This is a genomic window from Pseudomonas putida group bacterium ESBL64 (genome assembly GCF_045277175.1).
GTDB classification, from domain to species: domain Bacteria; phylum Pseudomonadota; class Gammaproteobacteria; order Pseudomonadales; family Pseudomonadaceae; genus Aquipseudomonas; species Aquipseudomonas alloputida.
This window is the reverse complement of record NZ_CP145799.1, coordinates 296,148-319,410: the sequence shown is the minus strand read 5'-3', so window position 1 is coordinate 319,410 and position 23,263 is coordinate 296,148. Positions and strand designations below refer to the sequence as shown.

Below are 23,263 nucleotides of genomic sequence, written 5' to 3'. Positions count from 1 at the left end.
GCCTCACCCTCTCGCAGATGCTCCCTCGCTGCCAGCCCCCCACCGACCCGCGCATACGCAGGACCGACTGCTGCCAACAACTATCTACCGCACCCCGGCGCCTTGATCAGCGTGGACTGTCTCCCCCCACAAAAGAGATGGTGACCATGACAACCCCGACACCGTTGCATCAAAACCAGATAACCCGATCGTTACCGAAATGGAGCAAGGCGCTCCAACCCACGCATACGCGCAAAGTGGTGCAGAGCCTGTACAAGGAGTACCTCGATGAAGATGGCACCCCTTACTCGTGGTATGCCACTGCCGATGGGCCAATGCGTGAGCAGTTGCACAGCGCGTTGCAAACCCGTAACAAACGGCTGGCGCAGGTCAAGCAGGCGCTGGGCGAGTTCAAGGACATCATCGCGTTCTGCGGCCCTCTGTTGACCGAGCGCTTGAAGCTGAATGTGCCTGTAGACAGGGCGCAGTATGTGTTCCAGCCCTTTGAGTCAGAGGCCAACATCTGGGTTGGCGTTCCCGATGTGGAAACGCCTTTGGTCCCGGACGTGGAAGCGGACGTGCTGGCCACCCGCCCCGTCGGCCAGCCGCAAACACGCAGCTTGCTGGAGGCTGCCCTGCACAACTTCGAGGGGCTGGACGAAGTCGGTCCCTACAGCAGGCTCACCGACGCCGCTGGCAGCGACATGCCCCTGGCAGGCCTGACGATGGCGGACTTCGTGAGACATTGTCGGGCGCTGGACCTTGGCAAACGCTATCAAGACCATTTGCTTGCAACCCATGAAGGCGCCAATCGCGCTGAAATCCAGCGCCTGTCAATTGCAGCGAACCGTGAGGCCTTGAGGGTCCAGGCATTGATCGCCAAGCTCAAAGGCCTGCTGAGCGAGGCCGGGCTCGATGCGCTTGGGCAACTGTGCGACGGCAAGCCTCACCCCACCTATGAAAACGAGGCGTTGCATTGCTGGCACTTCAACCTGTTCGATACCCCCGTCCACGAAATACTGTTCATCGGGCCAGACAACCCTTACCGCAAGAACCCCTGCATTGTGTATGTCCCTGGCGACAGCGAGCACCCGGTAAGGGAGTTCGCTTCTCGTCAGGAAGCGGGCAAGCACCTGCGCAGCCGGCTATTGCAAAGCGAGTTTCGCCGCGCTTTGGTGCATTTAGCCTACAAGGACAGGCAAAAAGAACTCGCCGTAAAGCTGGAAATCGCGCTGTTCGAAGAGGATGAAGCGGGCATACGCAAACCCCGCATCATGCCAGTGATCCCTTTCACGCTCTCGCCCATCAGGACCGACCCTTGGACGTCCTTGTACAACGCACACCTTGCGCGCATGAAGGCCGACGCAAAAACCATTGCTGTGCCTACCGCCGAAGTCGACGCCAACGCCCGCAATGAGCGTCTGAAGTACTGGTTCGACCTGGGGATGAACGTGCTGAATGTCGCCGCGTTCTTCGTGCCGGGTTTGAACACGGTCATGCTAGGCGTTTTTGCTTACGACCTGATGAGCTCTGTTTTCACCGGGTTCGAGGCCTGGGAAGAAGGTGATACCCGGCAGGCACTGGCGCAGTTGGAATCGCTGGCCATCAACGCGGGCGTGATTGCCGGCTTTGCAGTGGGCACCAGGATCGTCCAGGCGTCTGGCTTTGTCGATGCACTGAAACGTGTATGGCATGAAGACAAGGAGGTGCTCTGGCACCCCGACATGAAACCCTATGCGAGCACGGCGGCTATTCCTGAGGGGGCTCAACCCGATTTGCTCGGCCATGTACACGTCGATGGGAAGACCTACCTGAAGCTGGATGGGACCCTGTACGAGGTGTTTCAGGGCACTGATCAGCAATGGCGCGTGCGCCACCCCGATGACGCGCAGGCCTATGCCCCACGCTTGCTGCATCAGGGTAACGCCCGCTGGCAACTGGCCCATGAGCAGCCTCTGGAATGGGACCGCGAACAGCTCGCGCGCCGCCTCGGCAGCCATAGTGCAGGCCTGGACGACAGCGAACTGGACCATGCCATGCGCAGTACCGGTACCGATCCAGACGTGCTGCGCCGCACCCAGGCAGCGGGCCTGCGTCCACCCGCTTTGTTGATCGACACGCTGCAGCGGTTGCAACTGGACAATCAGACACAACAGATCATCAACTGCGTACGCCATGGGCTGCCGCTGGCTGCGTACAAGAACTTTGCCTTGCCCGAGTTGCTGCGCCTGCCGGGGTGGCCCGAGGGGAACGCGCTCAAGGTTTACCAAGGGCCAGAACCCTGGGGCGAATCTGTGCGCTACGGCCCCCCTCACACGCTGGGCCAGACAGAAATCGAAATTACCCGTACCGACCTGGACAATGGCCAATTGAGCCAGACCGTGCTGGATCAGATGGATGAAGAAGCCATTGGGCATTTGCTCGGTGACACACCAGCCGAGCACCGATCGTCCGTACTGAACAATAAGCTCGCGCAACACCTGGAACAGCATCGCGAGGCGCTGTTCGAGAGCCTGCAACAAAGACACCGTCCCACACGCCCAGCAACCGCACAAACCCTCGCCCGGCAGTTTCCTGGGCTGCCGGACAGCGCGCTTGAAGCATTGCTTGGCAATATCAGCAACGCCGAACGGGAACGCCTGACCAACGGCCGGGTGCCGCTTCGCATTGCCGAGGAAGCACGCCTTCTGCAAGCTCGAGCGCGGCTTGACCGCGCCCTCCTCGGCCTGTTCAGGCCTAGCCTGGCCAACGACGACAGTCTACGCATCAAACAGGCGCTGCAAGCCGCGCACCCGCAGGCTGACCCGGCCCGGTTGCTGCAACTTGCCCTTGACGATCGCCAGCACTGCGCCTCACTGATCGGCCAGCAACCCATCAACCCCAGGTTCCGCTCACCTTTGCGGTTGGCCAACGGCCAGCTGGGCTATCCTCTGAGCGGCCGTGGCCTGCAAGGACGAGCCTTGCCGGCTGCACGTCGACTCCGGGCGCTCTACCCCGAACTCAACAGCGAGCAAATCAGTGGGCTACAAGCCGAACTGGCTCGAGGAGGTGACCTGGGTAGCGCCATCAACCGGCTGGAGGTCGAGCAGCGTACCCTCAACCGGGATCTCAACCGCTGGGTAAGCACCGCCCGCACCCTTGAAGAGCGCTTTGATCGCCAGCAATGCACCGAGCGATTGATGAGTGCTTCCCGCCGTGAAGGCGGCGCGCACGCCAAAACACTGGTACTGGACCGTATGCAGCTCGAAGCGCTACCCGCTTTCACTGCACGTATGCCGCATATCCGCAATCTCAGGCTCGAGGGGTTACAGATGCGGCGCCTGGAGGTCAGCTTCCTGGCGAACTTCCCTAACCTGGAAACCCTGGAAATCATCGGCAACCCGGACATCGATGCCGAAACATTGTTCGAGGCGCTCAGGTCGGCACCACGGCTACGCGAGCTGGGCCTGACAGACAATGGCTTGACCACCCTTTCACCCACCGCCCAACAGGTCATCGGGGCAATGCCCGGCCTGCGGCTACTGTGGCTCAGCCGCAACCGGCTGCAACTCGACACCAACAGTTTAGGCTTCCTGACGCGCTTGCCCCTGGATGCCCTCGGCCTGGGCCACAATCAAATCACACTTGACGAAAGCCTTGCCGCCCAGTTCCAGGACATGATCCACCCCACTGTACTGCACCTGTCAGGCAACCCACTGCAACTGCCGCCCGACCTGCGCTTCATGGCCCGTCTTGTCCACCTGGAGCTTGAGCGTTGCGAACTGCAGCAGTGGCCCGACAGCCTGACCGTCCTGATGAGCCAGCCCCAGTACCAACTGCGCTACCTGAACCTTTCGTCCAACCGCATTCGTACCCTGCCAGACTTGCCTGGTGTGCTGCGTACCCCGTTTGCCCGCGATGTCGCCGCGCACTTGCCGGAGCGCCGCTGGCTGTTCAACTACAACACCCTGGAAGCCCAGACACGAGCACGCCTGGGCAGCAGCGGCGTCAACGTCTTCGAGCACGCAGAAGACGTGCCACTGTGGCAAGGCGTTTTCCGTGGCGAGGCGAGCAATGCCGAGGAGCAACTGTGGAGCGACCTGTTTGACCAAGGTGAAAACGCAGCGCTGCTGGGCGTACTCGAACGTCTTGCCCAATCGGCAGAAGCGCAGCGTGATGGCGAGGCCCTGAGGGCACGCGTCTGGAAGCTGTTGGATGACGCGGCCCGCGACACCGCGCTGCGTGAACGCCTCGCCACCGTGGCCGGCGACTTCCCGCCAACCTGTGGCGACGCAGGTGCCGACGCGTTCAGTGCCTTGGAGATAGAAGTGCTGGCCCACGAAGCGGCAGCCGTCGCCGGTAGTCGACCCGCTGATCTACTGAGCCTGTATGGCAAGTTGTATCGACGCAGTCAGGTCAATCAACTGGCCGATCGCATCAGCTGGAGAAGGTCCTTGCGCAAACAGGCGCTGCTCGACGGGGCCTTCGATGAAAACCTCCCCCCCTACGATGAGCTGGACGACCCCTCAGCCTTTCCAGACAGCGAACTTCAAACGGGGCTGGTGGACGATGTCGAGGTACGTTTGGCCTTGCGCCAGTCGTTGGCCAGCGCGCTGGACTACCCTGAGCCGAGCCGAGGCATGCTGTACCGCAATACGGCCAGAATCAACGACACAATCATCGAAATGGTGAAAGCTGCGGTCCGTTCCCTGGACAGGGATGCCATCGCTCGGGAGCAATGGTTGACCCAGCAGCCGGGCTGGGTCGAGTACTTGAAACGAGAGCATGCGGCACAGTTCAGCCTGATCACCGACTTCTGGCGGCCAGGCCTTGACTACCTCTATTACTGCCTGGATGAAACCGCCGACCCGGTGACATCCCTGGACAGCTCTGTGCGACGAGCCTTGGCCAGGGTCATGCCTGAAAGCCCGGTGGATGCTGAGGGCAGGCTGCGGCGCGTGGTGCTCAACGAGCAGCAGTATCGCCAGGGCGTTGACGCGCTGACTGCCGAGCAGCAGCAGGTTGAAACCGGTCTGCTGACCAGCCTCACCCGCCAGACGCAAACAATCGGCCGCTGACCCCCACTCACTGCCCGCGCAGGTCTTCGAAGAAGGCCTGCTTGCCGTCCACCTGGCTGGACGCCCGTGGGGCCGCTGCGGCGTCACCATTGGCGGCCTCTACGTGCCAATAGCAGTGTTGTACTGCACGGGTCACCGCCACGTAGGCCAAGCGCTGCACTTCTTCCTTCTGTGCCGAGTCGAACGGTTGAGCATCACCTGCCCTGCCCAGCCCGGCCTGACGGTATACCTGGTTCTTGTAGGGTGAGCTGGTCAGGTACTGGCAGTCACCCAGCATGAACACCGCATCGGCCTGTAAACCCTTGGCACTGTGGTAGGTCAGCTGGCGCAGCCGGCGCTGCTCGGCCGGAAGCGCCGCGTCGGCGTGCAACACGCTTTGCAGGTGCTCGTTCATCAACGCTCGGTCACTGCCCTTGCGGTACAGCATCATGACCGTCTCACCCCGCTGGTAATGCTCGACAAGCGTTTCGCCCAACGCAGCCTCGTCACGGTCGAACACCTTGACCGGCGAGCCGGGCAACTCAGCCGCCGGGCCACTGGCACGGGCTTTCTTGCCGGCAATCGCCGGGGTGCCCTTGACCAGGTGCTCGGCCGCATCGATCACCTGTTGCTGGCATCGGTAGTTGTCGACCAGCATCACCCGCGTGTTGGCCGGCGACGGGAACGCCTTGGTGAACTCCATGAAATACTTGGGCGAGCTACCACGCCAGCCGTAGATCGATTGCCAGTCGTCCCCCACGCACAGCAACGACGAATGCTGGGCATGGCGCCCGGTGTGCATGGCCGGGCCGCGGCGCCGTATTTCGGCGAGGCTGGCACGCAACCAACTGACGATCTGTGGCGACACGTCCTGGAACTCGTCGATCATCAGGTGCGCCAGCGGCCGCAGCAACGGATCGGGCAGCAAGTGCAGGTTTTCTGGGTTGTTCTCGCCAAACAAGGCGAACATGCGGTTGTAGCTCATCACCGGCGGCGACTGGTCCAGCAGGTGCGCTTCCAGGGCTTTCCAGTACAGCGCCAAGGCCTCGAAGAACAGTGCATCGCTATCGCCGGACGGAAAGCTCATCGCCGCCACCGCTTTGTTCACCTCCAACCCAAGGTTTTCGATGAAATTGGCCGCACTGACGAACGCATCCAGCAGCGGCGCCGGGGCCAGTTCGCCCTTGACCTTGTACTCGAAGCCAGGGCCGGCCACGGCATCGCCCGCCAACGATGCCGCCAGGCGCCTGGCCATGGCGTAGTTGTCGAGCCAGATCAGCGGCCTGTCGCAGAACGCCTGCAACAGTGTGCGCTTGACCGCCCACTCGGCACGCACGGTCAGCTTGGCGCCGGGGCGCTGGTACTGCGCGCTTTGTGCGGGGTCGAAGCCCAGCACCACCAAAGGCCCCTGGCCTTCCAGGCGGCCATGCACATGGAAGCGGCTGCCACGGATGTCGACCGTTTCGCGGCAGGGCTCGATGCCCTTGATCGGCCAGACGCCAGCGGCGAACCACAGGTCCTCGATCACGTCGCACAGTTCTTCGTCGCGCTGGGCGGCCAATTGGGTCACCTGTGCGCGCTTCTGCACATCGGGGTTGTTCGGGTCCAGCGGCTTCAGTTGCAACGCTTCGCTGCGCAACTGGCCGACCAGCTCGGCAAAACGCGGGCTCTCGCCCAGCAAGCTGCTGTAGCACTGGTTCAGCTGCTGGCGCTGGGCATCGTTCAGGCGCAGGTCGAACGGGTTGCTGTCGGCCTCGGCCTCACGCCCGGCAGGCATCTCGTGGCCCAGTGTTTCAAATGCACGCACCTGGCCGAAGCCCGGCAGGCTGCGCACCAGCGGCAGGATGCGCGAATGGAACGTGCGCACCAGCTCGCGGGCCTGCGCAGGCTGCAGGTTGATCTGCCACAGGGCGAACACCTGCAGCAGGCGCTTGATGAAGTCCTTGCGCGACTCGCGGGTGAAGGTGACCACGGTCATCGCATCCAGCTCGTAACCCAGGTAATGACGCAGCAGCAGGATACGCAGCACCAGCGACGTGGACTTGCCTGCCCCGGCGCCTGCCACCACGCAGGTAGACGGGGTGTCACTGAAGATCAGCTTCCATTGCGCGGCGCTGGGCTGGGCTTCGGCGGGCAGGCGCTGGGCGACATCGGCCTTGAAGCGCTTCTTCAACTCGGCCGTCAACGGCAGGCGCCAGTCGTCGAACAAGTTGTCATCCTGGCCTGGCACGGCGGCGCTGTCGGGGCGCGTATCGCGGATCACCAGCACCTGGCGCCCCGCTTCATAGCCCTCCACCCGACCACGCTCGAACCCTTCACGCACGCCATCGGCATGGCCAGTGCGCTGGCCTGTGGCGTGGCCGAGGAACCACGAGTCGCGGTGCTGGGCTTGCAGGCGGGTCAGGCCACGCCCCAGCAAGCGGGCGGCCAGGCGGCGAAACCAGGGCAACTGGGCAGGAGGGGTAAGGTCGGCGGGGGCCAAGGGTTGCTCGTGGGCCACGGTCACTCCGTTGAAAAACAAAACAGCAGGCATGTTCGCCGCATCGACGAAAAATCGCCAGCGAATGCTTGCAGATCAGTGGATTAGGCGATGAAGCGAATAAAACGCCACACAAAAAGCATCTATAAAACAGATTGTTTTAAGCCGATATTTACGCTTATTTTCGATGTTTCTTTAGCGCATCATGGCGTCATTCCACTGATTCAAGGAGCACGACCATGCTGCAACTGCGACCCTTCGAAAGCCTCGGCCACGCCAACCATGGCTGGCTCGATGCCCACCACCATTTCTCGTTTGCCGAGTACTACGACCCGGCACGCATGCACTGGGGTAACCTGCGGGTTTGGAACGACGACCTGATCGCGGCCGGCAGCGGCTTCCCACCGCACCCGCACCGCGACATGGAAATCATCACTTATGTGCGTGAAGGCGCGATCAGCCATCAGGACAGCCTGGGCAACAAGGGCCGTACCGAAGCCGGTGATGTTCAGGTAATGAGCGCCGGTACCGGCATTGTGCACAGCGAGTACAACCTGGAAGACATCGATACACGAATTTTCCAGATCTGGATCGTGCCGGAGCGCACCGGTGAAGCACCGCAGTGGGGTAGCCGGCCGTTCCCCAAAGGCGAGCGCGGCGAAGGCTTCGTGACCTTGGCCAGCGGCCGCGCGGGTGACGAGGACAGCCTGCAGATCCGTACCAATGCCCGTCTGGTGGCTGCCACCCTGCGGGCGGGTGAAACCGCCGAGTACCGCTTCGATGCCGCACGCCGGGGTTACCTGGTGCCGGCCAAGGGGCTGGTGGAAGTCAACGGGTTGCGGGCCAAGGCGCGCGATGGCGTGGCGATCGAGCAGGAAGAGGTGCTGCGGGTGACCGCCATCGAGGACAGCGAGATCGTGCTTGTGGATGTGGCCTGAAAACCAGGCCTGTGACAATCCATGTCGCAGCGCAAGGCGGCTCCCATGGAACAACCGCTAACCCGTCCGGTTAGCAGGGTTTTATGGGGGCACGCTTGCGGCCCTGGACCTGCCCGGCTATCGCAAGGCAGCCTTCAAATATTGGCGCCATCAGCCAGCCTGCACTAGCGTTGTGCTACCAGCCAGCCCAACGTTCCTGCGGAGTACTCGATCATCATGCCGGACCTGCGCCCGAACCCGACGCTGTGCCTGGAGTACCGTGCCGAACAGCCCATTCACCACGCTTTCATCCAGCAGGCCAGCCGCTGCCCGGCGGCCATTGCCATCATTGGCCAGCACACAACCTGCAACTACTCCCAACTGGAGCAGATCAGCGCGGGCATTGCCGCGTTTCTGGTTAAAAACGCCACCAGCGGCACCGATCGTGTGGTCATCGTCACCCGCCGCAGCGCCGCCCTGGTATACGCCATGCTCGGCTGCCTGCGTGCCGGCCTGGCCTTCACCGTGGCTGACGCCGCTTACCCTGCCGCGCGTATCGAGCAAATCGTCAACACCCTGAAGCCTGCGGTGATACTGCGCTGTGCCGAGGCAACCGTCGACGTCGGCCAGCCCATGGTCGTCACGGTGCCTGAAGCCCCCGCGGAGGCGCTGCAGGCCTTCCCTCGCCAACCTGTCGCGCTGCCCGCTGTCAGCCCTGAGCAGCCGGCCTACATCACCTTCACCTCGGGCAGCACCGGTGAACCCAAGGGCATCGTTACCCACCACGCACCGCTGGTGCACTTCATCGACTGGCATGTGCGCCAGCACGGCTTTACCCAGGCCGACACCTTCTCGCTGCTTTCTGGCCTGGGCCACGACCCGGTATACCGCGACGTGTTCACGCCACTGTCGCTTGGCGCGACCATTGCCTGCCCGGCGCAGTCGACCCTGACCGCCCCCTCACGGCTGGCCAGCTGGCTTCAGCAGCACGGTGTGAGCGTGATCCACCTCACCCCGCCGCTGGGCAAGCTGATCGAAACTGGCGCACACCTGAACGGCCAGGTTCTCGACCACCTGCGCTACCTGTTCTGGGGTGGCGATGCACTCAGCCCGACGCAGTACCAGCAGGTCCGCGCCATCGCACCGAATGCCGTCAATGTGAACTTCTACGGCACCACCGAAACCCCACAGGCCATGGCTTTCCATACCCTCGACCCGGAAATGGACAATGCCCGGGTGCCCTTGGGCAAAGGCATTGCCGATGCACAATTGCTGGTGATAAACCCGGCCAACCAGCTGGTCAGCGAGGGCGAGACAGGCGAAATCCTGATCCGCAGCCCCTACCTGTCGCGGGGATACTGGGGCGACCCGGGGCTGACCGAAGCCAAATTCATCGCCAACCCGTTCACCGCTGACGCGGCTGACCGCTGTTACCGCACGGGCGACCTGGGCACCTACCTGGCCGATGGCAGCGCCAGTTTTCTGGGGCGCGCTGACAGCCAGGTGAAAATCCGTGGGCATCGCATCGAGCTGGCGGAAATCGAGAACACCATCAGCCGGCACCCACACATAGGGCAATGCGTGGTCCTGGCCAACCACGAGGGTGCATCGACCCGGCTGGTGGCCTATTGCGTCGCACAGCAGGCCACCCGAGCTGACGAACTGCGCCAGGCCCTCGCCGGCCAGTTGCCTGACTACATGGTACCGGCGCTGTTCGTGTTCCTTGATGCCCTGCCGCTCACCCCAAACGGCAAGGTCGACAAACGCGCGCTGCCTGCTGCATTTGACGACAGTATCAGCCCACCGTTTTCACCCTTGGCCGAAAAGCTGAGTACAGCCTGGGCACGCATCCTCCAGGTGCCGCGCCTGGACGCCAGGTTGAGCTTTGTCGAGCTGGGCGGCGACTCGCTGTCGTTCGTACAGGCTTCGCGCGTGCTCGAAGCACTCATCGGCCACCTGCCTGAACGTTGGGAAACCCTGCCGGTGTGCCAACTGGCCGAGCTGAGTGCGCCACCCAAAGGCACGTGGCGGGTAATGGAGATGCCGGTGTTCATCCGCATGCTCGCCATCATCCTGATTGTGGTCGGCCACCTGGGCGAGTTCGACCACTGGCTGATCGTCGGCGAAACCTCGGTGCTGTTTCTGGTCTCCGGCATCGCCCTGGCGCGCTTTCAGCTCAAGGCCATCGAAGCGCGTGGCGATGCACGCATGCTGCTCAGGTCACTGGCAGCCATCGTGGTGCCAACACTGTTGTATACCGCATTGATCCAGCTGGTATTCGACCGGCTGCATTGGCAATCGCTGCTGCTGGTTTCCAACTGGTTCCCCGCCAGCGAGGTCAGCCTGTTCAACTATTGGTACATCGAAGTGTTGGTGCAGATGATCGTGATCATTGGCCTGGTGCTGTCGATCAAGCGCGTGCGCCAGGTGCTGGTTGCCGATCCGTTTCGCTGGCTGATCATCGCTGCCTGTGCACTGGTAGCGCTGGATGTGTTCCTCAACCAGTTCGTATTCGACGCCAGTGCCCTGCTCAACCGGGTACCCCAGCACTTCCTGGCGGTGATGGTGCTGGGCATGGCCGTGCACCATGCCGACACGACCTCACGCAAATGGGTGGCCAGTGCGGTGGCCGTGCTGGTGGTGGGTGAGCTGGACCTGATGGCGGTTGCCGGTGTTGGCTGGCAAGCGTTCACACGCTATGTCGACATCGCCCTCCCAGCGATACTGGCGCTTGTCTGGTTCCGCTCGGTGCCAGTACCCGCCCTGGTTGCGCGGGCAGGTGCGGTGATCGCTTCGTCAACCTTGTATATCTACCTGACGCATTTCCAGTTCGAGTCGGTGGCGGACCATGTTTTCAGGCACCCGCTGTTCGAGGTGGCCCTGGCAATCGCTGGAGGGGTATTGGTGAGCTATTGCTGGAACACCCTGTTACGTCTGCTGTTTACCCGCAGGCGCAAGCAGCACCAGGCGCGTGGAGCCGATCCAGCTGAGCGCGCCACCTCTGCCTGAACGAAGATGTCCCCGCCGGCGCATGCACTACGCGCGTCCGGCCAGTTCAGCCAGCACCTCGGCCGAGGTGGTGACCTGGCGGAAGTGGTGCTTCCACAGGTCGGTCCCCAGCTTGCCCGAGCGGTCCAGCGATGACCCTATTGTCATGTCTGTCACCAGCGTGGGCATCAGCCCTGCATCGAACAGGGCAAAGCCGGCGGCCAGCACGCAGGTTTCGGTCTGCAACCCACACACCAGCACCCGCTCGACACCCAGTTGCCGGATGTAGTCGATAGCTTCGGCACTTTGCCCATAGCCATGCTTGACGAACACCTGGTCGGCCTCGACCAGGCTCTCGTCCTCGGCCGCCGGGTGCCAACCGAGCTGGCGCTCGAACGGCGTGACCTGTTCATCGTGCAACTCGACCGAGGCTATGGTGGGAATGTTCGCTGACAACCGCCGCAAACCATCGACCAGCCACTCGGGCGGGCTGAAGGTGGACTGAACATCGACGATGAGCAAAACCTGGCGCATGGGCGGATTCCGGCACGGGCAAAAGGCGCGAAGTATAACGCGAAGCAACTGCCGTGGTCGCTGGACAGGCCCGGGGAACCATTCGGCGACTCTTTGCGCAGAAAAAGGGGCTGCTGCGCAGCCCCCCTGTTGTACCCGTAACAGCTAACCCCAGCGCCCCTCAACCGGCCAGGATGAAGTCTGCGGCGGTCACCGTGGTTGCATCTGCCACCCCCACCAAACGTATGGAGTCGGCAGCACCGATGCTTACCAAGGTGTCCGCACCAACATCGGCGATGGTCACACTGGCACCAAAGGTGGCTGCGGTGATGTTGAGGGCGGTGATATCCAGCCGGTCCTGGCCACCTGCCGCAATGGCATCGAAATTGATGATCAAGTCGTTGCCAAAGCCTGCAGCGAACTGGAACACATCGTTGCCATCGGTGGCTATCAGGGTGTCGTTACCGGCCCCACCCACCACCGTATCGTTACCTGCCGCACCGTTGAGGAAGTCGTTGCCGGCCCCCCCGATCAGGGTGTCGGTACCCACGTCGCCGAACAGTGTGTCGTTACCATCGCCGCCCTGCAGGGTATCATTGCCGTTGCCGCCATCCAGGCTGTCATCGCCAGCGCCCCCGTTCAGGTTGTCGTTACCGGCCTCGCCCAGCAACGTGTCGTTGCCGCCACCGGCATCGAGGCTGTCGTCCCCCCCTCCACCGCGCAGTTGGTCGTCACCCAGGCCGCCGAACAGCTGGTCGTTCCCGGCGTCGCCGTTGAGGATGTCGTTGCCGGCATTGCCGTTGAGCACATCGTTACCGCCGTCGCCGCTGAGCGTGTCATTACCTGCCCCACCGTCGATGATGTTGGCCAGCCCGTTACCCGTGCCGGTGAAGTTGCCCACCCCGGTATAGGCCAGGTTCTCGACGTTGGCGGCCATGGTGTGGCTGGCCAGCGTGGTACGTACAAGGTCCGTACCGGCCCCCGTCGCCTCGACCACTACATCCCCGGCGTCATCCACCACATAGGTGTCGTTGCCCACGCCACCCACCAAGCGGTCGGCACCCGCACCGCCGTTGAGCAGGTCGTTGCCGGCCCCCCCTGTGAGGGTGTTGGCCAGCGCGTTACCGGTACCGGTAAAGGCGCTGCTGCCGGTATAGGTCAGGTTCTCGACGTTGGCGCCAAGGGTGTAGCTGGCCAGGCTGGTCTGCACCTGGTCCGTGCCACCATTGAGTGCCTCGGTGACCGTATCCCCGGCGTTGTCGACCAGGAAGGTATCGTTGCCGGCACCGCCGTTCATGGCATCTGCGCCAAGCCCGCCGTTGAGGGTGTCGTTGCCATCCTCGCCATTGAGGAAGTCGGGGTCGTCACCGCCATTGAGGATGTCGTTGCCAATGCCACCGAACAGCTGGTCGCTGCCGCCCAGGCCGTTGAGCGTGTCGTTGCCGCCCAAGCCCGAGATCACGTCATTGCCTGCGCCACCGGTCAGGGTGTTGGCTCCATTGGTACCAACCAGTACAACACCCGGTGGCACGGTGACTGCAGCGGTCGCCGCCGAGGTCAGCGACTCCAGGGTGCCGAAGCCGTCGGTGTAGCGCACGATCACCCGTAGCTGCTGGTTACCCTGGGCGAAGCCGGGGGTGAAGGTGGCCGCCGTGGCCCCGGCAATATCGGCGAAGGTGCCGCCGGTGCCTTGCTGCCACTGGAAGCTGAAGGCCCCCAGGCCGTCGATGTCGGCAATTGCGCCGGTGAGCGCGGTCAGCGTCTGGCCTTGGTCGGGCGTGGTGTCGCTGATCAGCAACGCACCGGTCGGCGCATCGTTGACGTTGGCCACCGGGTCGAGAATGTCGGAGGCGACGCTTTCCTGCACGCCAAAGTCATCCACGTAGCTGACCACCACACGCATGTTCTGCCCCACTTGCGCCTGGGTCAGGACGAACGTGCTGCTGATGGCGCCGGCGATGTTGACCCAACCGACACCCCGGTTGGACTGCCACTGGAAGGTGAACTGAGGGTTGCTCAGGCCGTCGGCATCGACGATGGTGGCCGGGTTGGCGGTGAGCGTCTGATTCTGCACCAGCAGCCCGGTCACGGTCGGCCCGGCGCTCGGCGCGCTGTTCGGCGTCGAATCGACGATTTCCAGCGTGCCCTTGGCATCCTGGTACACCGCACGCACGCGGATGTTCAGGCCGGCGACATCGTCCGTGACGCGGTAGGTCGTACCGGTGACCCGTGTCGCTTCACCAGCGGCCACAACCGTGATGTCTTCATAAACCCCGGAACCCGGCAGCGCCTCGACTTGCCAGTAGTAGGCCACGGGGCCGTTCACCGCACCGGTCGCATTGGTTGCGCTGACATTGTCCGCGTCATGCACGGCGAGGTTGCTTACCCTCAGCAGCTGGCCACTGACTGGCGTATCGTCGCGCAAGCCGGTGGTAGCATCGAGAATCGCCAGGTGGCCGGTGGGGCCGGCGTTGACTGCCGTACCGACGCCAGAGGCCTGCGAACTGTCAGAGAACTGCAGGCGCTCGATGCCGGTCAGGTGGTCGACGCCATCACGACCAGCCACCAGGTCGGTGACGGTCACCGAGTTGCCATCGACCACCACGCTGTAGTCGGTGGACACCCCAGAGTACACCGCCGTGTCGTAGTGGTCGGTGCCGCTGAGTATCTCCCGCACGATCACCAGCTGGCCCGGCTTGTAGGTGCCATTGAGCATGAACGGCACCATCGGCTCCATGCTGTTGAAGCTGGCGATTTCCAGGCCGGTGCCATCAGGGTTGGCGCGTACGCTGATGCGCACGTTCAGCCACTTGTCGCCGTCGAGGATATCGTCGCCACCCCGGCCTTCGAGCAGGTCGCTACCGCTGCCACCGAGGATGATATTGCCACCGTCATAGAAGGTCGCCCCGGCCGCCAGCAGGCCGGCCAGGCCGTCGATCAGGCTAATGTTGGTCAGCACGCTGCCGGTAGCACCTGCAGTAGGCAGCGAGGTGGCGTCTTCGCTGTCGCCGCGCAGGAAGTCGCCATGCGCCGAGCCCGACAGGCCTTCCATGATGTCGAAGCGCACCAGCGTCGAAGCGCCCGAACCCGGTACCAGTGGCACATCGAAGAAGCGGTCGCTCATGTCGATGGACACGCCTTGGGCCAAGTCCTTGAAGGTTGCCCAGTCATAGCCCGAGCCACCAATGTAACGGTCGCCGAACCCCAAGCTGCCGACCATGATGTCGTCGCCGCCTTCACCGTTGAACTTGTCGTTCTCGTTGCCGCCGACAAATACGTCGTTACCGATGATCGGGTCGTTGCCGAGCGGGTCGAAGTTGTCGCCAGGCGCGCCGTCCGAGGTGCCCTTCTCGATCCAGTCGTCACCTTCGTTGCCCATGTCCTGCTCGTTGGCCTTGCTGCCGAGGATGAAGTCATTGCCCTGACCGCCGATGGCTTCGGAGGCGTCCTCACCAGTGACGATAAAGTCATTGCCGAAACCGCCGATGATCAGGTTGATGCCATTACCGCCATGCAACACATCGTTGCCGTCGCCGCCCTGGATGTTGTCGTCACCGCCCATGTCGCTGATGATGTCGTCCCCGGCCCCACCGCGCAGCTGGTCGTTGCCGTCGCCACCCTCGATGCGGTCGTTGCCGGCATCACCCCAGACCGTGTCGTCGCCTTCGCTGGAGACCAGAATATCGTCCCCGTTGGTGCCGCCCAGCACGATGTGCTCGGCACCGGCATAGCGGATGTAGTGGGTGTCCGGGCCAGCCGTCAGCGGGCTGTCGCGGAACACCACCTGCTCGCCGTTTTCGCCCAGCGGGTCGGCGCTGCCAAGGCCCTCGTTGTACTGCTTGGTCTGGTCCAGTTCCAGGTAGAAGCCAGGGTCGGAAAACACCAGGCCTGGCAGGTGGGTGGCCGAGCTGTTGGCCATGATCAGCTTGGCGAACGAGTTGCTTTCCAGCTCGGCGTTCATCGACAGGCCCGCGGTGCGCTCCAAATAGTAGAAACGGTCGCCGTCCTGCAGTTTCTCCATCTGGTTCTCGAACACAAAGTTGAAGGTGCTGCCGAGCATGCCGCCAAACGGTGCTTTTGCTTCCGCCAGGCCGCCGATCCACAGGTCGATGGCATCGACACCGGTCACGGTGACTGCCTTCAGGTCATCGGCAGTACCCAGTACACCGTCCTTGCCGGGCAGGGTCACATTGGCCCAGGCGCCGCTGCTGTTGAGGAAGTCCATGCGGTCGGCGGGTGCGCCATCGCCGCCGAACACCAAGGCCATGGCCGCGGCGCGTTTTTCCAGCAGGGTGGTGGCAGCGGTGATGGTGCTGTGGGTGCCGTAGGCCGCGATGAAGTTGATCAGCGACTCTGGATGTTTCAGGTGTTGCACCAGGTCGACCCAACTGCTGTACGGTTTGAGCTGGGTATCGCCGGTTTGCCCGTAGATTTCACGGCGCACAGCGTTCAGCGAAGGGATACCGACGTCGCGGCCACGGGCGATGTTGATCGCTGGCAGGTCCAGTGGCAGGCCGAGCAGGTTGTTGCGCAGCGCCTCGGTGACGAACTCGTCGATTTCGTTACCGGCCTGGCGGGTGACCCCGCGCACGATGGCGCTGGTGGCGTCCTCGGGGGTTACGCCACTGGCGGCATAAGCCAGTGGGTTGAGGAAGGCCGCGATCAGCCCCAGTTGCTGGTCGGGGTTGGCGCTGGCCGGGTCCTGGATGACGTTGAAGTCGATGTCGAAGCGGTCGACAGTCTCGGTCAGCATCGAGTGGCCAAAGCGGTACACGGTGTGGGCGAACTCGGCCACGATCGAGGCATCGAGGTCGACGTCGTACACCTGGGTCGGGGCAAAGAACAGGTCGACCCGAGGTTGCACGGTGCGGGCGAACTCCTCGAACACCAGGTGCTGGTACTGCATTTCGGTGCCGAACTTGGCCGCCTGGAACAGCCGCTCGCCATTCCACACCAAGGCATCGATCTCGGCCGGGGTGACTGGCAAGGCGCTGACCGGGTTGAGCAGCCATTCGTTGAGGAAGGCCAGGTCACCCGAGTCGAGCACGGTGTCCATGGTCTGCGCCACCAGCCGGTTGTGCTCGGAGTGGAAAATCGCATGCACGGCGGTCAGGCCGATGTTCTCGTTGACCCGGCCGTCACCGGCGATGTAGTGCGCGTCCAGCAGTTCGTTGTCGTAGGCCAGGTTGGCACCGGTCTGCGGGTTGACCGGCACGGCATTGCCGGCCACGTTGTCGGCATCCGGCGCCAGCACGCCGCCACTGAACACCGGCACGGCATTGTGGGCGATGTCGGCAAGGAACTGGTGCCCGGTACGCACGGCGTTGGTCAGGTCGAGCGGCGCCAGCGGGTTGCCTTCGACCTCCTGGTCATCAGCGGTGCCGGCAATACCGTCCAGGCCTTTCATCACCACCATCGGGTAGCCGTTGGGGCCTTTGATGAAGTTGCCGTAGGCGTCGGTGGCCAGCAGCGGCACGTTGTCGACGTCGGCATCGGTCAGGTTGATGCCGAGCAGGTCGCGGGCCTGGGCCTTGACCACCTTCCAGGTGGCCATGCCGCCGATCTCGGTGTCGTCGGCCGTGCCGAACCGCCCATCAGCGCCCAGGTCGCGATTGGTGATCAACCGGCCCGTGGCGACCGGGCCGTCGTCAGTCATGACATAGGCGCGCAGGAACACCTGGTGCGAGGGATGCGAGCTGTAGGTCTGGTTCTGGTCGACGAACGGCGTGGTGGTGTTGGTGTGTTCGCGGATGTCGTCGGCGTTGCCAAGGATGCCGTCCGGCCCAGGCAGGTTGGTGGCACGGGTTACCACCATGAAGTTGGTGAAGCCACCCTCCACGTACAGCGGGTCATCCGGTTGCAGCGGGATGTAGATGGTACCGGAGCCGCCCTTGGTGACCAGGTCCAGGCCATGGTCGAAGAACTGCCCGAAGAAGGTCATCCAGGCGTTGAACGGCGCAGACAGCCCGGCATCGGCAGCGGTGTTCTCGAACAGGTACACGTCATGGTCGTCGGTGGTGCCGAACTGGCCGTCCATACCTGGGCTGGCGACGATGCGCACGCCATCCTTGAGCACGTCGTCGTTGCCTGCGGCGCCGAAGTTGAGCACGCCATCGGCACCCGGGTCATACGCGGTGGCATAGGCTGCCGGGTTGTTGGAGGTCTGGTCGACAATCAGGTTGCTGATGGTACGTGGCTGCGAATCGAACACCGGCCCGCTGGTCTGCTGGTACGACGACCCCGGGATCGCCGGGGAACCTGGGCCGAAGAAACCGGCTGGCGCACCTTCGGCCGGGTTGAATACCGGGTCGGTCACGCGCGGGAAGACGTTGTCGGCGGCACCGTATTGGGTGTTGTTGTTGCCGTTCAGGTTCATCAGGTTGTTGTTCGAGCCATCCACCGCACGCAGGCCCATGGCTGCGCGGACGTTGGGGATCAGCGAGAGGATGTCCTGCCCGGCGGCATCGGCCTCGGCAATCTTGATTTGCGCGAGGATGAAGTTCAGGTCGGAGCGCACCATGTGCAGGCCGGCACCGCCGTCACTGGCATCCACCACCGGGGTGGCCACTGTCGGCACCACGGGCGCGCCAGGTTGCACCACGGTGGTAGGCTGCGAGTACAGCACTTCGGTGGTGCCATGGGCATCCTGATAGATCGCCTTGACCCGCAGGCTCAGCCCGGCCAGGTCTGGCGACACCTTGAACGAAGTGCCATCGGCGCTCTGGAAGGCCAGGTCGCCGGCCGGTAGCAGGATGATGTCCTGGAACACACCGCTGCCCGGGTCGGCCTCGAACTGCCAGTAGTAAGACACCGAACGGTCGGCGAGCGAGCCCGTCGGGTTGCCTGCACTGATGTTGTCGGCGTCGCGCACGGCGGCCACGCTCACCGTCAGCATATCACCCACGGTAATCGCACCGCCGTTGCCGTCGAGCAGGGTCGGGCTGCCGGTGGGTTGTGCGTTCACCCCCTCCACCAGTACGCGCTGGCTATCGGCAAACTGCAGGCGCTCGATGTGCAACAGGGTATCGACGCCATCGCGGCCGGCCACGGTGTCGGTCACGGTCCAGACGTCATCGGCGACATCGGCGGTGCCCTTGGTGTTCTGGGTCACCAGGTACTCGCTCTGTAGCCCAGAGAATATTGCCGTGTCGAAGGCGGCCCCGCCGGTCGAAGTCCCGGGCAGGATTTCGCGCACGGCCTTGAGTTGACCGGGGTTGTAGGTGCGGTCAAGCATGAACGGAATCATGTCGGCCATGCTGTCGAAGCTGGCGATTTCCGGGCCGGTGTGGTCGACGTCGCCAGGGGCGTACACGGCGATGCGCACGTTGAGCCACTTGTCGCCATCGATCAGGTCATCGCCACCCCGGCCTTCGATCAGGTCACTGCCATTGCCGCCGAGCATGATGTTGCCGGTGGCAAAGCCGGTGGTGGGCAGGCCGGCATCCGCCAGGAACTGCTGCAGCCCACGTATCAGCGCCACGTTGGTCAGCGCACTGCCGGTGGCGCCGCCATGGTTGAGAATGGTCACGGCATCGACGTCGTCGCCCTTGAGCACATCGGCGTAGGCCGAACCGGACACCCCTTCGACCTCGGCGAACCGATCCAGAATCGATGCCGGCGAAGCGCCCACCGGGTTGAACACGCCAGCGTTCTGGTTAGGCGCGTTGCCATGGGGCTGAGCCAAGGCGGCCAGGCTGAGGTCCACGGTGACACCCACGCGGTCATTCTTGTTGGTGACCCAGTCGAAACCGGACATGCCGTCCATTTTGTCTTGGGCATCGCTGCCGACGAAGATATCGTCGCCGCCCTCACCGATCATTTCGTCAAAGCCGCCGCCCCCGACGAAGATGTCGTTGCCAATGACTTCGTCACCCAGCAAGGGTGCGAAGTTGTCACCAGGTGCGCCGTCCTGGGTGCCCTTCTCGATCCAGTCGTCACCTTCGTTACCGGTAGGTGGCAGGTTGGTCTTGGCGCCGAGGATGAAGTCGTCGCCCTGGCCGCCGAAGGTGGTGCTGATGTCCTCGGTGGTGATGATGAAGTCCTGGCCATCGCCACCCAGGATCAGGTTACCGGCAACCCCCATGCTGCCAGCGACGATCACGTCGTTGCCGGCGTTGCCTTCCAGGCGGTTGTCGCCGAACGAATCGGTGATGATGTCGTCGCCCGCGCCACCCAGCACCGCGTCGTTGCCGGCGCCGCCTTCGAGCAGGTCATCACCGGCATCGCCATAGAGGGTGTCGTCGCCTTCGCTGGAGATGATGATGTCGTTGCCAGCGGTGCCACCCAGCACCACATGGTCTTCACCGGTGTAATGCAGGAAGTTGCCGTCTGGCCCGACAGTATCGGGGTTATCGCGGATCACCAACGGAACGATTTCAACCCCGTTGATCTCGATGCCGCCAGTGGGGTCGGCCTTGCCGTCGGCACCCAACCCGGTGAACTGGTTGGCCTGGTTCACTTCCAGGGTGAACGTGGGAGTGAGGAACACGGTGTTGGACAGGTGGGTGACGTCGGAGTTGGCCATGATCAGCTTGGCGAAGGAGTTGTTTTCCAGCTCCGTACCAAAATTCATGCCCGCCGTGCGCGACAGGTAGTAGAAGCGGTCACCGTTCTGCAGCGCTTCCAGCTGGGTTTCGAAGACAAAGTTGAAGCTGGAGCCGAGCATGCCGCCAAACGGCATTTTCTTCTCGGCCAGGCCGCCGACCCAGAAGTCGATGGCGTCGACCCCGGTCACGGTCACCCCGGCAATGTCGTCGGCGGTGCCGGCGATGCCGTCCGCGCCCGCCAGCGTCACGTTGGCATAGGCACCGGTGCCGTTGAGGAAGTCGAGGCGGTCAAGGGGGGCGCCGTCTCCGCCAAGTACCAGTGCCACGGCGGCGGCGCGCTTGGCGGCCTCGGTGGTGGCCCCGGTAATGCTGCTGTGGGTGCCATAAGCGGCAATGAAGTTGATCAGCGAAGCCGGGTGCTTGAGGTGGTCGGCAAAGTCGACCCAACTGATGTAGGGCTTGAGCTGGCTGTCGCCGGTGGCGGCATAGAACTCGCGGCGGGCCTCGTTCAGGCTGGGGATGCCGGTATCACGACCGCGGGCGATGTTCAGCGCAGGCAGGTCAAGTGGCAGGCCGAGCAGGTTGTTGCGCAGGGCTTCGGTGACGAACTCGTCGATCTCGTTGCCCACCTGGCGGGTAACACCGCGGATGATTGCGCCCGCCGCTTCATCGGCCGTGGCCCCGCTACCGGCGAACGCCAGCGGGTTGAGGAACGCGGCAATCAGGCCCAACTGCTGGTCGGGGTTGGCCGGGTCGGCAGAAACCGGGTTGAACGCCGGGTCGTAGCGGTCGACGGTTTCGGTCAGCATCGAGTGGCCGAAGCGGTACACCACATGGGCGAACTCGGCGAGGATGGCCGGGTTGATCGAGGTGTCGTAGCCGTTGGGGGCGAGGAACTCGTCGATCTGCGGCTGGATGGTGCGGGCGAACTCTTCGAACACCAGGTGCTGGTACTGCATCTCGGTGCCGAACTTGGCGGCCTGGAACAGCCGCTCGCCATCCCACACCAGCGCGGCGATGTCGGCAGGCGCGGTGGGGATAGCGGTTACGTCGTCGATCAGCCACTCATTGAGGAACGCCAGGTCGCCCGCGGCCAGCAGAGTATCCTTGGTCTGCTGCACCAGGCGGTTGTGCTCGGAGTGGAACACATGGTGCACGGCAGTCAGGCCGATGTTCTCGTTCACCCGGCCGTCACCGGCGATGTAGTGCGCGTCGAGCAATTCGTTGTCGTAGGTCAGGTTGTTGCCACCCTGCCCGACCGGCTGTGCGTTGCCCACCAGGGTGTCGGCGTCAGCCTGCAGCACACCCCCAACCACCACGGGCGCGGCATTGTGGGCGATGTCGTCAAGGAAGCCATGCCCGGTGCTCACGGCATTGGCCAGGCTGATCGGCGCATTGCGGTCGCCCTCGACCAGCTGGGTGACGTCATCGGCGGTGCCAGCAATGCCATCGGCGCCGTTGTTCACGCGCATGACCACCTGCGGCATGCCGTTGGGTCCGCGCAGGAAGTTGCCGTAGGCATCGGTGGCCAGCAGCGGCACGCTATGCACGTCGGCATCGGTCAGGTTGATACCCAGCAAGTCGCGGGCCTGGGCCTTGACCACCGCCCAGGTAGCCATGCCACCGCTTTCGCCGTTGCCATCGTCGGCGGTGCCGAACTTGCCATCGGCGCCCAGATCACGGTTGGTGATCAGGCGCCCGGTAGCCACCGGGTCACCTGCGGCGTTGACCGTGTATTCGCGCAGGAACACCTGGTGCGAGGGGTGCGAGCTGTAGGTCTGGCTCTGGTCGACGAAGGGCGAGGTGGTGTTGGGCTGGCTATCGTCGGCGGTACCCACCACGCCGTCGGCGCCAGCGGTGCGCACGGCGCGGGACAGCACCATGAAGTTGGTCGGGCTGCCGGCCACGAACAGGGGGTCGTCCGGGCGCAGCGGGATGAACACGATGTCGGTGCTGCTCTTGCTGACCAGGTCCAGGCCGTGGTCGAAGAACTGACCGAAGAAAGTCATCCAGGCGTTGAAGCCGGCGGTCAGCCCGGCGTCTGGCGACACGTTCGGGATGAAGAACACAGGCTTGTCGTCAGCGGTGCCGAACACGCCATCGATACCAGGGCTCATCACCGGCGCGGCACCGCCGTTGGCCTCGACTGCGGCCGGGTTGTTGGCTGTCTGGTCGACGATCAGGTTGCTGATGGTGCGCGGTTGCGAATCGACAACATTGCCGGTGCCGACATAGTTGGCGCGGTAAGAGGCTTCGAGCAGGCGCAGGAACGAGTTGTCGGCTGCGCCGAACTCGCTCTGCCCGGCGACCAGGTTGTTGTAGCTGCCATCCACCGTGCGCAGGCCAAAGGGTACCTGGCTGTTGGGCAGCAGGTCGATCAGGCTGGCGCCATCGGCGTGTGCCTCAGCGATGAAGATCTGTTTGAGGATGAATTCAAGGTCCGACTTGCTGAAATTGGCCATTGCAGTTGCCCTCGATCTGTCCGGAGATGACACAGGGCAGCAGGGTCCTTCCCGCGCCCAGTCAGTGTTGACGTGCGCAGAATCTGGTTGGGTGTACCGGGCTCAGTAGCGCAGCACTCGTGTGCTGAAACCTCTGGCCTCTTCTTGGCAAGCTGGCCCCCGTTGCAGGAGGGGCCCTGTAAACCGTGCGCAACAGGTGTAACGCACGTGCATCGATCCCAGCTCGCACAGGGCCCGAATACTTCAGACTAAAGTCGTAGGCCAAAAGCTTGTCAATATTTCGTCAAAAAAATCTTAGCCGTTGATAATCAGATGCAACTCACTGTTTTTCCGTGACTTATAA

Annotated in this window: 6 protein-coding genes; 3 read left to right on the top strand and 3 right to left on the bottom strand. The window is 63.4% G+C overall.

Features of this window, described 5'->3' with window-relative positions; genetic code table 11:
* The first annotated feature begins 146 nt into the window (after positions 1-146).
* On the top strand, positions 147-5,036 hold the full coding sequence (locus tag V6093_RS01440; protein ID WP_406669679.1) for an NEL-type E3 ubiquitin ligase domain-containing protein: 4,890 nt from the start codon (positions 147-149) through the stop codon (positions 5,034-5,036).
* 7 nt (positions 5,037-5,043) lie between these two features.
* Here the strand turns inward: V6093_RS01440 and V6093_RS01435 are convergent, their stop codons facing one another.
* The gene (locus V6093_RS01435) at positions 5,044-7,548 is read right to left on the bottom strand and encodes a UvrD-helicase domain-containing protein (RefSeq protein ID WP_108078836.1); all 2,505 of its coding nucleotides are present in this window, start codon (positions 7,546-7,548) and stop codon (positions 5,044-5,046) included.
* 185 nt (positions 7,549-7,733) lie between these two features.
* Between V6093_RS01435 and V6093_RS01430 the strand changes: the two genes are divergently transcribed.
* On the top strand, positions 7,734-8,432 hold the full coding sequence (locus V6093_RS01430; RefSeq protein WP_108078835.1) for a pirin family protein: 699 nt from the start codon (positions 7,734-7,736) through the stop codon (positions 8,430-8,432).
* A 216-nt stretch (positions 8,433-8,648) separates the two neighbouring features.
* Positions 8,649-11,420 carry an amino acid adenylation domain-containing protein gene (locus tag V6093_RS01425; protein ID WP_406669678.1) on the top strand — a complete coding sequence of 924 codons (2,772 nt, stop codon included), beginning with the start codon at positions 8,649-8,651 and terminating at the stop codon, positions 11,418-11,420.
* A 27-nt stretch (positions 11,421-11,447) separates the two neighbouring features.
* On the opposite strand, the gene V6093_RS01420 is transcribed toward V6093_RS01425, so the two are convergent.
* Both V6093_RS01420 and V6093_RS01415 read right to left on the bottom strand, forming a co-directional pair.
* On the bottom strand, positions 11,448-11,933 hold the full coding sequence (locus V6093_RS01420; RefSeq protein WP_003250798.1) for an isochorismatase family protein: 486 nt from the start codon (positions 11,931-11,933) through the stop codon (positions 11,448-11,450).
* Between the two features lie 160 nt (positions 11,934-12,093).
* Positions 12,094-22,920: a peroxidase family protein gene (locus V6093_RS01415; RefSeq protein ID WP_406669677.1), complete on the bottom strand. Its 10,827-nt coding sequence runs from the start codon at positions 22,918-22,920 to the stop codon at positions 12,094-12,096.
* Positions 22,921-23,263: the final 343 nt, after the last annotated feature.